The 13,518-nt window shown below is 59.7% G+C and carries 8 protein-coding genes; 2 read left to right on the plus strand and 6 right to left on the minus strand.

Annotated features, from left to right (window positions below):
- Window positions 1-97: 97 nt before the first annotated feature.
- From HU759_RS22195 to aceK, 3 genes are all read right to left on the minus strand, one after another.
- Window positions 98-1,219: a beta-ketoacyl-ACP synthase III gene (locus tag HU759_RS22195; RefSeq protein WP_099548843.1), complete on the minus strand. Its 1,122-nt coding sequence runs from the start codon at window positions 1,217-1,219 to the stop codon at window positions 98-100.
- A 334-nt stretch (window positions 1,220-1,553) separates the two neighbouring features.
- Window positions 1,554-5,465, minus strand: a complete 3,912-nt coding sequence (gene hrpA, locus HU759_RS22200) for an ATP-dependent RNA helicase HrpA (RefSeq protein WP_186617173.1) — start codon at window positions 5,463-5,465, stop codon at window positions 1,554-1,556.
- Between the two features lie 321 nt (window positions 5,466-5,786).
- Window positions 5,787-7,496, minus strand: coding sequence for a bifunctional isocitrate dehydrogenase kinase/phosphatase (gene aceK, locus HU759_RS22205; protein WP_186617175.1), 1,710 nt, complete (start codon window positions 7,494-7,496; stop codon window positions 5,787-5,789).
- Window positions 7,497-7,883: 387 nt separating this feature from the next.
- Between aceK and HU759_RS22210 the strand changes: the two genes are divergently transcribed.
- Window positions 7,884-9,509 carry a methyl-accepting chemotaxis protein gene (locus HU759_RS22210; protein ID WP_186617177.1) on the plus strand — a complete coding sequence of 542 codons (1,626 nt, stop codon included), beginning with the start codon at window positions 7,884-7,886 and terminating at the stop codon, window positions 9,507-9,509.
- 64 nt (window positions 9,510-9,573) lie between these two features.
- The gene (locus tag HU759_RS22215) at window positions 9,574-10,470 is read left to right on the plus strand and encodes a DMT family transporter (protein ID WP_186617179.1); all 897 of its coding nucleotides are present in this window, start codon (window positions 9,574-9,576) and stop codon (window positions 10,468-10,470) included.
- A 60-nt stretch (window positions 10,471-10,530) separates the two neighbouring features.
- Here HU759_RS22215 and rfbC read toward each other — a convergent pair whose 3' ends face one another.
- From rfbC to rfbD, 3 genes are all read right to left on the minus strand, one after another.
- Complete coding sequence (rfbC, locus tag HU759_RS22220) at window positions 10,531-11,076, minus strand: dTDP-4-dehydrorhamnose 3,5-epimerase (RefSeq protein WP_170039198.1); 546 nt, start codon at window positions 11,074-11,076, stop codon at window positions 10,531-10,533.
- Window positions 11,077-11,172: 96 nt separating this feature from the next.
- Window positions 11,173-12,057 carry a glucose-1-phosphate thymidylyltransferase RfbA gene (gene rfbA, locus HU759_RS22225; protein WP_099548837.1) on the minus strand — a complete coding sequence of 295 codons (885 nt, stop codon included), beginning with the start codon at window positions 12,055-12,057 and terminating at the stop codon, window positions 11,173-11,175.
- Between the two features lie 2 nt (window positions 12,058-12,059).
- Window positions 12,060-12,956, minus strand: coding sequence for a dTDP-4-dehydrorhamnose reductase (gene rfbD, locus HU759_RS22230; RefSeq protein WP_099548836.1), 897 nt, complete (start codon window positions 12,954-12,956; stop codon window positions 12,060-12,062).
- Between the last annotated feature and the right edge of the window lie 562 nt (window positions 12,957-13,518).

Below are 13,518 nucleotides of genomic sequence, written 5' to 3' on the forward strand. Positions count from 1 at the left end.
GGATCAATGTGGGAGCTGGCTTGTCTGCGATGAAGGCACCTCGGTGGATCAGTCACACCACAGTGATGCCATCGCAGGCAAGCCAGCTCCCACAAGATTAGCGCTTGCGCAGGATCACGCTGCCGATCGAGTAACCCGCACCGAACGAGCTGAGCACTGCAACCGAGCCCTTGGGCAGATCGTCCTGATAGGTGTGAAACGCGATCACCGAGCCCGCCGAGCTGGTATTGGCGTATGTATCAAGGATCACCGGCGCTTCTTCCACCGAGGCTTCGCGGCCCAGCAGCTTCTTCACAATCAGGTGGTTCATGCTCAGGTTGGCCTGGTGCAGCCAGAAGCGCTTCACGTCGGTCACGCTCAGCTGGTTTTCTTGCAGGTGTACACCGATCAACTCGGCAACCATCGGGCAGACATCACGGAAGACTTTGCGGCCTTCCTGCACGAACAGCTTGTCCGGCGCGCCGATGCCTTCTTCGGCGGTACGGTTGAGGAAACCGAAGTTGTTACGGATGTTATTGGAAAACTTGGTCAGCAGCTTGGTGCTGACCACGTCGAACTGGTGCTCGGAGGTCGCCAGATCAGCACGCTCAAGAATCACCGCCGTGGCCGCATCACCGAAGATGAAATGGCTGTCGCGGTCGCGAAAATTCAAGTGGCCGGTGCAGACTTCCGGGTTGACCATCAGGATCGCCCGGGCCTGGCCCAGTTGGATGCTGTTGGCCGCGTTCTGGATGCCGAAGGTGGCCGAGGAACACGCCACGTTCATGTCGAAGCCGAAACCCTGGATGCCCAGGGCTTCCTGGACTTCAATGGCGATGGCCGGGTAGGCGCGCTGCAGGTTGGAGCAGGCGACGATCACGCCATCGATGTCGGCGGCGGTCTTGCCGGCGCGCTGCAGGGCTTGTTCGGCGGCGCCGACGGCCATCTGGCAGAGTACCGACCACTCGTCGTTGCTGCGCTCGGGCAGGCGCGGGGCCATGCGTTGTGGGTCAAGGATGCCGTCCTTGTCCATCACAAAGCGGCTCTTGATGCCCGACGCTTTCTCGATAAAGGCGGCGCTGGACTCGGTCAATGCCTGCACGTCACCGCGCTCAATGGCGGCAGCGTTGTCTGAATTGAACTGTTGCACGTAAGCATTGAAAGACTGCACCAGCTCTTCGTTGGAGATGCTGTTGGCCGGGGTGTACAGGCCAGTGCCGCTGATGACGACGTTATGCACGGTCGTTCCTCTAAATCTGTCAGGCAGAGAAGATATTGGTACCGTCGTACCAAACTTTAATTCGTTCGATACCCTCCAGCGGGCATCAAACTGGCAACGCTTTATCCCATCGCACCACAGTGTTTCGCGGCGTTACCGGTCTTTATGACTGCGAAGTTTGCCACAACCTCGCGCATTTGGCGCCATCCCCAGGATTAACCCCCGCAATCCACAGTGGGAGCTGGCTTGCCTGCGATGCAGACACTGCGGTGTATCAGCCAAACGGTGGTGATGCCATCGCAGGCAAGCCAGCTCCCACAGGGGTTGGGCGTTGACTGGAGGATCGAGGAAGAATTCAGGCCTCGACCAGGCTCCACTGTTTGCTCAAACGCTTATCGGAAATCGGCACCTTGGTGCCCAACTGCTGGGCAAACAGCGACACCCTGTATTCCTCCAACCACCAGCGGTAAAGCTCCAGCTGCGGGTCGCGCTTGCCTTCCTGGGCATGTTTGTTCAAACGGTTCTGGTACTGCGCCCACAGGCCGCCCAACTCCGAGCTCCAGACCCGATCTTTTTGCACCTGGCTTGGCAACTTCTCCAGGCGCAACTCGATGGCCTTGAGAAAGCGCGGCAATTCCTTGAACCACTGCGCCGGGGTTTCGCGCACAAAACCGGGATATACCAGGTTGCTGAGTTGCTGTTTGATGTCGTTCAACGCCACCGCCTGGGCCAGGTCGATCTTGCCTTTGAAGCGTTTCTGCAAGCCATGCCAGAGTTTCAGCACGTCCAGGGTCAAGCGCGCCAGGCGTTCGGCGTGTTCGGTCCAACTGCCGCGCTTGCGTTCGGCCAACGCAGCCAGACCCGCACCGTCACGCGGCAGGCTGGCTTCGCCTTCGAGCACGCAGGTGTCGAGGCTGGCCAACAGAATATCTTCCACCAGCGCATCAATGCGCCCCAGCTCGCGGTACATCAGGCCCAGCTCAGTCAACCCAGGCAATTTGCCGCGCAGGAATTTTGCCGGTTCCGCCAGTTGCTGCATGAGCAGGCGCTGCAAGGCGCGACGGTGCTGAAACTCGGCTTCGGCGGCAGTGGAGAAACGCCCTTCCTTGACCGTGCCGTTTTCTTCGACCAGTGCCGGATACACCGTCATCGACAGGCCAGCAATCTTTTGCTGGGTCTTTTCCGCCACGGCGGCAAACACCTTGGCTTCCACCGGCTGTTGGCTTTTCGCGGTTTGCGGTACAGCCAATGCGGCCTGGCTGGCCTCGGCGAAACGTGCGGTCAGCTCGGCCAGGTCGCGGCCTTCGCCCAGGAACTTGCCCTGGCCGTCAACCACCTCCAGGTTCATCTTCAGGTGGCTTTCCACCTGCTGCGCCGCCTCGGCCCAGGCTTCATCGCTGACCCGCGCGCCGGTCATGCGCAGCAATTCGCGGCCCAGCGCCTGGGGCAACGAGCCCTGGCCAAATTCGATACGTTGCAGGGCGGCCTTGACGAAATCCGGCACCGGCACAAAGTTCTTGCGCAGCGCCTTGGGCAAGTTGCGCACCAGCGCAATGCACTTGGCTTCGATCACACCCGGCACCAACCACTCCAGGCGCTCAGGCGGCAACGCCGGCAACAGCGGCGCCGGTACGCGCAGGGTTACGCCGTCGCGGGGGTGGTTGGGTTCAAAGTGGTAACTCAGGGCCAGTTCCAGGTCGCCCAGTTGCAGGGTGTCGGGGTAATGCGCGGCCGTGACTTCACTGGCCTCGCGGGCCAGCACGTCCTCTTCACGCATGATCAGCAGTTGCGGGTCTTTCTGGCTGTTGACCTTGTACCAACTGTCGAACGTGGCGGTCTGGTGGATCTCTGCCGGCAAGCGCGCGTCATAAAAGGCGTACAGGGTTTCTTCATCCGCCAGAATGTCGCGACGACGGGCCTTGGCCTCCAGTTCATCGAGCTGTTCCAGCAGTTGCTGGTTGGCCGTGAGGCACTTGGCGCGGGATTGAATCTCGCCGCGTACCAACCCTTCACGAATAAACAACTCGCGGGACACCACCGGGTCAATCGGCCCGTAATGTACCGGCCGGCGCCCGACCACAATCAGCCCGAACAGGGTGATCTGCTCAAACGCCACCACTTGGCCGCGCTTCTTTTCCCAGTGCGGTTCGAAGTGGTTTTTCTTGATCAGGTGCCCGGCCAGCGGCTCGATCCAGTCGGCGTCGATCTTGGCGACCATGCGCGCATACAGCTTGGTGGTTTCCACCAGTTCGGCGGTCATCAGCCATTGCGGACGTTTTTTGCCGATGCCCGAGGACGGGTGAATCCAGAAGCGCCGCTGCCGTGCGCCGAGGTAATCGCCGTCTTCGGTTTTTTGCCCGATCTGGCTGAGCAAACCGGACAGCACCGCCTTGTGCAGTTTCGCAAAGTCGGCCGGTTCCTTGTTGAGGGTCAGCTGCATATCGCGGCAGATCAGGCTCAACTGGCGATGGGAGTCACGCCACTCGCGCAGGCGCAGGTAATTCAGGAAGTTCTTGCGGCACCAGTTACGCAACGGGCTGGCGGTCAACGCCTGGCGCTGTTCTTCAAAGCCGCGCCACAGATTGACCAGCCCGGCGAAGTCCGAGTCTGCATCTTTCCACTGTGCGTGGGCCTGGTCGGCGGCTTGCTGGCGCTCCGGCGGACGCTCGCGAGGGTCCTGGATCGACATGGCACTGGCCACAATCAACACTTCCTGCAAACTGCCGAGCTTGGCCGCTTCGAGCAGCATGCGGCCCATGCGCGGGTCCACCGGCAAGCGCGCCAGTTGGCGGCCCAGCGGCGTGAGCTGGCTGTTGCGGTCGACTGCCGAGAGTTCTTGCAGCAGGTTGAAACCGTCGCTGATCGCCTTGCCATCCGGCGGTTCGATAAACGGGAAGTCGGTGATTTCGCCAAGGCGCAGGTGCAGCATCTGCAGGATCACCGCGGCGAGGTTGGTGCGCAGGATCTCCGGGTCGGTAAATTCCGGACGGCCGATAAAATCTTCTTCGCTGTACAAGCGAATGCAAATGCCCGGCTCAACCCGGCCGCAGCGGCCTTTACGCTGGTTGGCACTGGCCTGGGAAATCGCCTCGATCGGCAGGCGCTGCACCTTGGCGCGGTAGCTGTAGCGGCTGATGCGCGCGGTGCCGCTGTCGATCACATAACGGATGCCCGGCACGGTCAGCGAGGTTTCCGCAACGTTGGTCGCCAACACCACGCGGCGGCCTGGGTGGGACTGGAAAATCCGCTGCTGTTCGGCCGGCGACAGGCGCGCGTACAGCGGCAGAATTTCAGTGTGTTTGAGCTGGGCCTTGCGCAGCATGTCGGCGGCGTCGCGAATCTCGCGTTCGCCGGGCAAAAACACCAGCACATCGCCGGGGCTGCGGCGCTCACTGCGCTCATAGGCGGCAATTTCGTCGAGGGTGGCGAGAATCGCCTGGTCGACGGTCAAGTCATCCTCGACGCGGTTGCCCTCCTCGTCCTGCTCAAGCGTCAACGGGCGATACCAGGTGTCGACCGGGAAGGTGCGGCCCGAGACCTCGACAATCGGCGCATCGTCGAAGTGCTTGGAAAAGCGCTCCAGGTCGATGGTCGCCGAGGTGATGATGACTTTAAGGTCCGGGCGGCGCGGCAACAGGGTTTTCAGGTAACCGAGCAGGAAGTCGATGTTCAGGCTGCGTTCGTGGGCTTCGTCGACGATGATGGTGTCGTAGCGTTCCAGATAACGGTCGTTCTGGGTTTCCGCCAGCAAAATGCCGTCGGTCATCAGCTTGATCAGCGTGTTGGAATCGCTCTGGTCTTCGAAACGCACCTGATAGCCGACCAGCGCGCCCAATGGCGTAGCAAGCTCTTCGGCAACCCGGCTGGCGACGCTGCGCGCAGCAATCCGGCGCGGCTGGGTGTGGCCGATCAGGCCGTACTGGCCGCGCCCAATCTCCAGGCAGATCTTCGGCAACTGGGTGGTTTTACCCGAGCCGGTTTCGCCGGCAATGATCAGCACCTGATGCTTGTTTAGCGCCTCTTTGATCTCGTCACGCTTGGCCGCGATCGGCAGGCTGTCGTCATAGCGAATCACCGGCAGGCTGGCACGCCGCGCGGTGACTTGGGCGCAGGACGCCTGCATACGCGTGACCCACTGCGCCAGCTTCTCCTCGTCGGGCTTCTTGCGCAGCTCAAGCAACTGGCGCCGCAAGCGGTGGCGGTCGGCGAGCATGGCGTGGTCGAGGTTTTTGAGCAGTTGGTCGATAGCGGGCGCTTGGTCAGTCATCAGGTACTTTGCAGGTCGTCTATTTATGCACGGCCGGCAAGTGTGGCAGAAAAGCAGCTGATCTGGCAGACGGCTAAGTAAACCGGATCAAATGTGGGAGCAACTGTCTTAACCCACGCTCCTCTGTGGCGAGCAGGCTTGCCCTGCGTTGGGCTGCGCAGCAGCCCCATTGTAAACACCGAGATACTCCTGAAAGAACTCTGAGTCTGTTTTTGGGGCCGCTGCGCAGCCCAACGCAGGGCAAGCCTGCTCGCCACAACAGCCCACTTTGCACAGACGTTGTTAAATTGGAGCAAGCCTCCTCCCAAACGGTATATGCGTTTACAGCGGGTCTTTGCGCCGATACGGAAACACATCAATCACCTTGCCGGCGCGAATCGCTTCCTGCAGGCCTTTCCAGTAGTCGGCGTTGTACAACTCGCCATGCAACTCGTCGAACAGCTTGCGCTGGCCGGCGTCGGCGAACAGGAACGGCGGGAACTCTTCCGGGAACACGTCCAGCGGGCCGATGGAGTACCAGGGCTCCGAGGCCATTTCATCTTCAGGTGTGCGCGGTGCGGGGATGTGGCGGAAGTTGGCTTCGGTGAGAAAGCAGATCTCGTCATAGTCATAGAACACCACACGACCGTGGCGGGTGACGCCGAAGTTCTTCAGCAGCATGTCGCCGGGGAAGATGTTCGCCGCCGCCAGTTGCTTGATTGCCAGGCCATAGTCTTCCAGGGCTTCGCGCACCTGGGCGGGGTTGGCGTTGTCCAGGTAGAGGTTGAGCGGGGTCATGCGCCGCTCGGTCCAGCAGTGGCGAATCAGTACCGTATCGCCCTCCACTTGCACCGTGCCGGCGGCGACTTCCAGCAGTTCGGCCAGGCATTCGGGCTCGAATTTGCTCAAGGGAAAGCGGAAATCGGCGAACTCCTGGGTGTCGGCCATGCGCCCCACACGGTCAACACTTTTGACCAGCCGGTACTTCTCGATCACCGTGGCGCGGTTGACGTTCTTCGACGGCGAAAAACGGTCCTTGATGATCTTGAACACGGTGTTATAACCCGGCAGCGTAAACACACTCATAACCATGCCGCGCACGCCGGGCGCCATGATGAATTGATCATCGGTGGTCGCCAGGTGGTTGATCAACGCGCGGTAGAACTCCGACTTGCCGTGCTTGTAGAAACCGATCGAGGTGTACAGCTCGGCAATATGCTTGCCAGGCAGGATGCGCTTGAGAAAGCCGATAAACTCGGCCGGCACCGGCACATCGACCATGAAGTAGGAGCGCGTGAAGGAGAAGATGATCGACACATCGGCTTCGTCGGTGATCAGCGCATCGATCTGGATGCCGCGCCCTTCGCGGTGCAACAACGGAATCACCAGGGGCCATTGCTCGTCACGGGTAAAAATACGACCAACAAGGTAGGCGCCTTTATTCCGGTAAAGCACTGACGAAAACAGCTCGATGCTCAGCTGCGGGTCTTTGCACACCCAATCCGGCAGGTTTTCGCGCAACTGCGCCTGGAGGCGGCGCAGGTCGCCGTCGAGGTCGGCGTAGGCTTCGCTGAAGCGGTAATCGGCGAAGATCTGCGCCAGCGTCGCCGCCAGGTCGCCCGCAGGCTTATAGGTACGGGTTTGCGCCGCACGTGCCCGGCGCAGGCTGGGCCGCGTGGTGTGGATGAACATGCAACCGTCGCTGATCAGGTCATGGCTGAACAGCCCGCAAAAGATCGAGTTGTACCAGGTCTCGGACAGCTCATCGTCAAAACGCAGGTCGATCAGGCCGATGTACTCGCTTTTGACCAATGGCCACTCGTCCACTGCCAGCAACGCCGCCTCATCGAAGTGGGCACGCAGACGCGCCGTGACTTCAGCGACCTTCTCTTCATACAAATTGATCCGCGCCGCCGACGCCGCCTGCCCTTGTTGCCACTGAGCCTTTTCGAAACGCTCGCGAGCGCCGTCGGTGATCTGGCGAAAGTGCTCACGGTAATCGTCGAAGCCATCGAGGATCATGCGGGCAATGGCAGGGGCGGATGGCGACATGCGGGAAACCTCGAACGGGTATCTGGATGCCTGAGCTTAGCCAGTGAATCGAGGCAGGAGAAGGATGATTTGCACGGCCTGACTGTACAACATCATGCAATTTGTACATTTATTTTCAATTTTCACCAATCGACCGTACGGTCAGCAAAAACACTATAAAGTCGCGCCGCCCACCGCTACAGGCCTCGAGCTGCGGGGCTTGACGCTCGTTGCCAGGAAACCGCGCAAACCTGTGAATTCTCAACGTATGTAACACCCTTGATACCACTTAGGGGAAACCCCGATTACCACCTTGATGGCACTTTGATATATAGCGCGCCCTTCCCAACCTAACAAGGTCTGAAGACCGACAAGGGAACCGGTTCAAACCGCCTAAGGAGCACTAAGATGTCATTGAGGAATATGCCGATCGGTCTGCGCGCCAGCCTGAGTTTTGGGGTGTTGGCCAGCATGCTGGTGATCGTCGGAATGTTTGGCCTGGGGCAGATGGCCAAGCTGCGCGAAAGCGCGTTGGTGATTGAAGAATCGTGGATGCCGAGCATCGAGAACATCCACGACGCTGCCGCCTGCATCGCCAGCATCCGCCTGGAGTCGATGCGCATGGCGACCACTGACGAATCACGGATCCGCGACAACAGCAAAAGCCTGATCGCCAACCAGCGCAGCGAACTCAACACCCTGCTGGAGCACCACGCAGACCTGCTCAGCGGCGACGACGAACGCGCCATGCTCAAGCAGCTCAACATCAATGTGAACACTTACAACAGTATCGTCAGCCAGATGGTGGAGCTGGTCGACAAGGACCAGCAGCAAGACGCCATCGACCTGCTCAGCACGCGCCTCGGCCCGCAGGGCACGCTCCTGAATAAAAGCCTGGAGGACATGATTACCTTCAACCAGAAAGGCGTGGAAACCGCAGCAGACGCGGCGGCGCAGATGTATACCAGCGCACAGTGGGTGGTCGGCCTGATCATTGTGTGTGCGCTGATCGCGACCTTGTTGCTTGCCAGGCTGCTGACCCGCAGCATCACCGCCCCGCTGGGCCAGGCCCTGGCCGTGGCGCGCACCATTGCCGGTGGTGATTTGAGCCAGCCCGTCGTGGTCAAAGGCAGCGACGAACCGGCGCAACTGTTGACGGCCCTGGCCACCATGCAGGACCAGTTGCGCACCACCCTCCATGGCATCAGCGAGTCGGCGCAGCAACTGGCGTCCGCCGCCGAAGAGATGAGTTCGGTGATGGAGCAGAGCACCCGTGGCTTGCAAGCCCAGAACGATGAGATCGAACAGGCCGCCACCGCCGTCAACGAGATGAGCGCGGCGGTGGACGAAGTCGCGGCCAATGCGGTGTCCAGCGCCGAGGCATCCAAGGCCTCCGACGAAGACAGCAAGCACGGTCATTACCAGATCAGCGAAACCATCAGCTCGATCCAGAACCTGGTGGACGAAGTGCTCGGCGCCTCGAACAAGGCCGAAGGGTTGGCCGTGCAAGCCCAGAACATCAGCAAAGTGCTGGAAGTGATCCGCGGCATCGCTGGGCAAACCAACCTGCTGGCGCTTAACGCCGCCATCGAAGCCGCCCGCGCCGGCGAGGCCGGGCGCGGGTTTGCAGTAGTGGCCGACGAGGTGCGCTCGCTGGCGCAACGCACCCAGGACTCCACCGAAGAAATCGAGCAGATGATCAACGGCATCCAGCAAGGCACCCAAGGCACCGTCGAAGCGCTCAACAGCAGCGCCGAGCACGCCGGCCAGACCTTGCAGCGGGCCAACAACGCCGGCAGCGCCCTGGAAAAAATCACCGCCGCCATCTCGCAAATCAGTGAACGCAACCTGGTGATCGCCAGCGCCGCCGAGCAACAGGCGCTGGTGGCCCGCGATGTCGACCGCAGCCTGGTAAACATCCGCGACCTGTCGACCCAGACCGCCGCCGGTGCCACCCAGACCTCGGCGGCCAGCCACGAATTGTCGCGCCTGGCGGTGGACCTCAACGGCATGGTCACGCGGTTTGTCCTGTAATTAGCGATTGTGTCGTGCAGGCCACTGGGCAACACTCCCCGCCTTATTGATGTAGGAGTGTTCCGTGAGACCTGTCGACACCCTGTACCTGTTGGGGCTGGCTGCCATTTGGGGCGCGAGCTTCCTGTTCATGCGCATCATCGCGCCGGAAATCGGCACGGTGCCGACCGCGTTTTTTCGCGTGTCGATTGCGGCAGCCGGCCTGCTGGTAATCCTCACCGTGATGCGCGTGAACTGGGACTTCCAGGGCAAGTTCAAGACCGTGCTGCTGCTCGGCGTGATCAATTCCGGGATTCCCGCCACCATGTACTCCGTTGCGGCCCAGGTGCTGCCAGCGGGTTACTCGGCGATTTTCAACGCTACCACGCCGTTGATGGGCGTGTTGATCGGCGGGTTGTTCTTCAGTGAGCGCCTGACCCCTTCGAAAATCGCCGGTGTGTGTTTGGGCCTGTTCGGCGTAGGAGTCCTGACCCGTGCCGGGCCGGTAGCGTTTGATATGGACTTGTTGATGGGCGCACTGGCCTGCCTGCTGGCCACCACCTGCTACGGCTTTGCCGGTTTCCTCGCGCGACGCTGGCTCGATCAACGTGGCGGCCTGGACAGCCGGCTTGCGGCGTTGGGCAGCATGCTCGGCGCTACCCTTTTCTTACTGCCGTTCTTTGCCTACAGCGCCATCAGCCATCCACCAGCGAGCTGGGGTGGTTGGCAGGTATGGTCTTCGTTGCTGGGGTTGGGGCTGGTGTGTACGGCGTTTGCCTACATCCTGTACTTCCGTTTGCTGTCGTCCATTGGGCCGGTGAAGTCGATGACGGTGACGTTTATGATTCCGCCGTTTGGGGTGTTGTGGGGGGCGTTGTTGCTGGGGGAGCCGTTGTCGATGGCGCATTTGTATGGGGGGGTGTTGATTGGGGGGGCGTTGTGGTTGGTGTTGCGACCCGGAAAATTGGCGAAAGCGTTGTAGGAGATCGTGCCCAGCCCAGGACGGGTGTGGGCACGCTCAAGTGCCTGACAGGAAGGCCAACTAGGCGAAGGTTTCAGCCTCAGCAAAACGGGTGGCATTGGTATCTTTGGCCGACAGCGTAGGCGGCTCGGAAATCGGCCAATCGATAGCCACGTCGGCGTCATTCCAGGCAAGACTGCGCTCATGCTCTGGCGCCCAGAAATCGGTGGTTTTGTACAGAAACTCAGCACTTTCAGACAGCACTACGAAGCCGTGAGCGAAACCCTCGGGTATCCAAAGCTGGGCTCGGTTGTTCTCGCTGAGGTAAGTGCCCGCCCACTGGCCGAATGTGGGCGAGCTTTTACGCAGGTCCACTGCCACGTCAAAGACTTCTCCGCGTATCACACGCACCAGCTTTCCTTGGGCCTGCTTGATCTGATAATGCAGGCCGCGCAGCACGCCTTTTGCAGATTTTGAGTGGTTGTCCTGCACGAAGTGGACAGGTTTTCCGACAGCCTCCTCGAAAACCTTCTGATTGAAACTTTCGTAGAAAAACCCGCGCTCGTCCCCGAATACTTTCGGTTCAAACAGAATAACGTCCGGGATGGCGAGGGAAGTGGCTCTCATTTTTACGGTATCTCCAACATGTTATCGGGCCAGCTTGGCGGTGCCACGGATCGACCTTAAGGCAGCAACTGGGGATGCCGCGTTCCACTCAGGCCATCAAAAAATCTTGTCACTGAGCAATCGCTTGAGATATTGGCCATAGCCATTCTTGGAAAGCGGCACCGCAAGTTTCTCCAACTGTTCGGCGTCAATCCACTTCTGGCGAAACGCAATTTCTTCAGGGCAGGCAACTTTAAGCCCCTGACGATGCTCAAGCGTTGCAATGAAGTGGCTGGCCTGTAGCAGTGAGTCATGCGTGCCTGTATCCAGCCATGCGTAGCCACGACCCATAATCTCAACCGACAGCTTGCCCTTCTCCATATAGAGACGGTTGAGGTCGGTAATCTCGAGTTCGCCACGCGGCGACGGCTTGATGCTTTTAGCCATTTCAACCACGTCCTGGTCGTAGAAATACAGACCGGTAACCGCGTAGTTTGACTTGGGTTGCAGCGGCTTCTCTTCCAGGCTGATCGCTTTGCCCTCAGTATCGAACTCTACGACGCCATAACGCTCCGGATCGGTCACGTGATACGCGAAGACACTGGCGCCGTCCTGACGCAACATTGCGCTCTTGAGCAGCTCATTAAAATCATGACCGTGATAGATGTTGTCACCCAGCACCAGTGCAGACAGATCATTACCGATGAAGTCCTCACCGATGATGAACGCCTGCGCCAGGCCATCCGGAGACGCCTGTACAGCGTAGGAAATATTCAAACCCCAGTTGCTGCCATCGCCCAAAAGTTGCTCGAATCGCGGGGTGTCCTGTGGCGTGGAAATGATCAGAATGTCGCGAATACCCGCCAGCATCAACGTGGTCAGCGGGTAGTAGATCATCGGCTTGTCGTAAACCGGTAGCAACTGTTTGGAAATAGCCAAGGTTGCAGGGTGAAGGCGCGTGCCCGAACCGCCGGCCAAAATAATTCCTTTGCGTTTTAGCATAGTCATTTCTCTAGAATTTCTTTAAGCATCCGTGCCACACCGTCCTGCCATTCAGGCAGGCAAAGGGAGAAGGCATTCTGCAGTTTTTGAGTATTGAGTCGAGAGTTGCCAGGACGCTTGGCAGGCGTAGGATAAGCGGCCGTGGTTATCGCGCCGACGGATGCCGAAGCGACTTTGAGCTCCACACCTGCCGCCTGCGCCTGGTCGAGCACGAAACGGGCATACCGGTGCCAAGTGGTCTCACCGGCTGCCGCAAGATGGTAGATGCCTTGCAATTGAGGGTTCAAACGCACCGCACGGATAGCATGGGCGGTGACGTCCGCCAGCAGGTCCGCCCCGGTAGGGGCGCCAAATTGGTCGTTGATCACATTCAGGCTGTCACGTTCTGCTGCCAGGCGCAGCATGGTCTTGGCGAAGTTATTACCGCGCGCCGCATACACCCAACTGGTGCGCAAGATCAGGTACGTGCAGCCGGAGGCCTGGATCGCCTGCTCACCTTGCAGTTTGGTCGTGCCATAGACGCTCAGCGGGCCCGCTGGGTCGCTTTCCTGCCAAGGCGTATCACCCTGGCCGTCAAACACATAGTCCGTGGAGTAATGTACCAGCAAGGCATTCAGCTTTCGGGCTTCTGTTGCCAGCACCGCGGGGGCTTCAACATTCACGCGCAGCGCTTGGCCCGGCTCACTCTCGGCCTTGTCGACGGCGGTGTAAGCCGCTGCGTTGACGATTACGTCAGGCGCAAACCGCTGCACGGTAGCCGCCAGCCCTTGCAGATCGTTCAAGTCACCGCAGTAGTCCGGGCTTTTGGAGTGCAACGCCAGGACCTGCCCCAAAGGCGCCAAGCTACGTTGGAGTTCCCAGCCTACCTGGCCATTTTTGCCAAGCAGTAAGATTCTCATACAGAACGCTCGGAGTAGCGCTTCACTACCCGGCCCAATGCCACGTTTGCACCGATAAAGCCTGCACCGCCGGTTACTAAGATAGTCATTGAGTTAAATCTTTTCAGTAATGTCGCAAGGATGGGCCCGAAGTTTCCCATCAACGTCTGCCGATTCACACCCGCCAACCGAAACCCTAGCACTCGTCTGATAAAACCGCCTCGACGATTAACAGGCAAGCAACACGCTGAGTGAGCGCTTGAAACACGAAGAGGTCGGCGAAACGGGGAAAATTAGGCGTTGCACCAGCGAAACCGCCACTTTCAATACGACGAGAGTATAGAGACCGATTTTAAACAAATACGGCCTGCAACCACGACTTTGTCACTAGAGAGAAACCCTCGACCGAAGCCGGCAGCGTTGCTCAGCCAGCCGCCACCTGCAGACGCACCGATTACCCCATATAAAAATAACTTACACTCTAAAGGGCGGAATTATTACAGCATCGCCCTACAGGTACAACATGACCCTCTGATGCCCAAGGGGGCGTTTCGGCGTGCGATCTACCGCCCCCTTGGTGCTC

The sequence above is a fragment of the Pseudomonas sp. OE 28.3 genome, from assembly GCF_014268205.2.
GTDB lineage: Bacteria > Pseudomonadota > Gammaproteobacteria > Pseudomonadales > Pseudomonadaceae > Aquipseudomonas > Aquipseudomonas edaphica.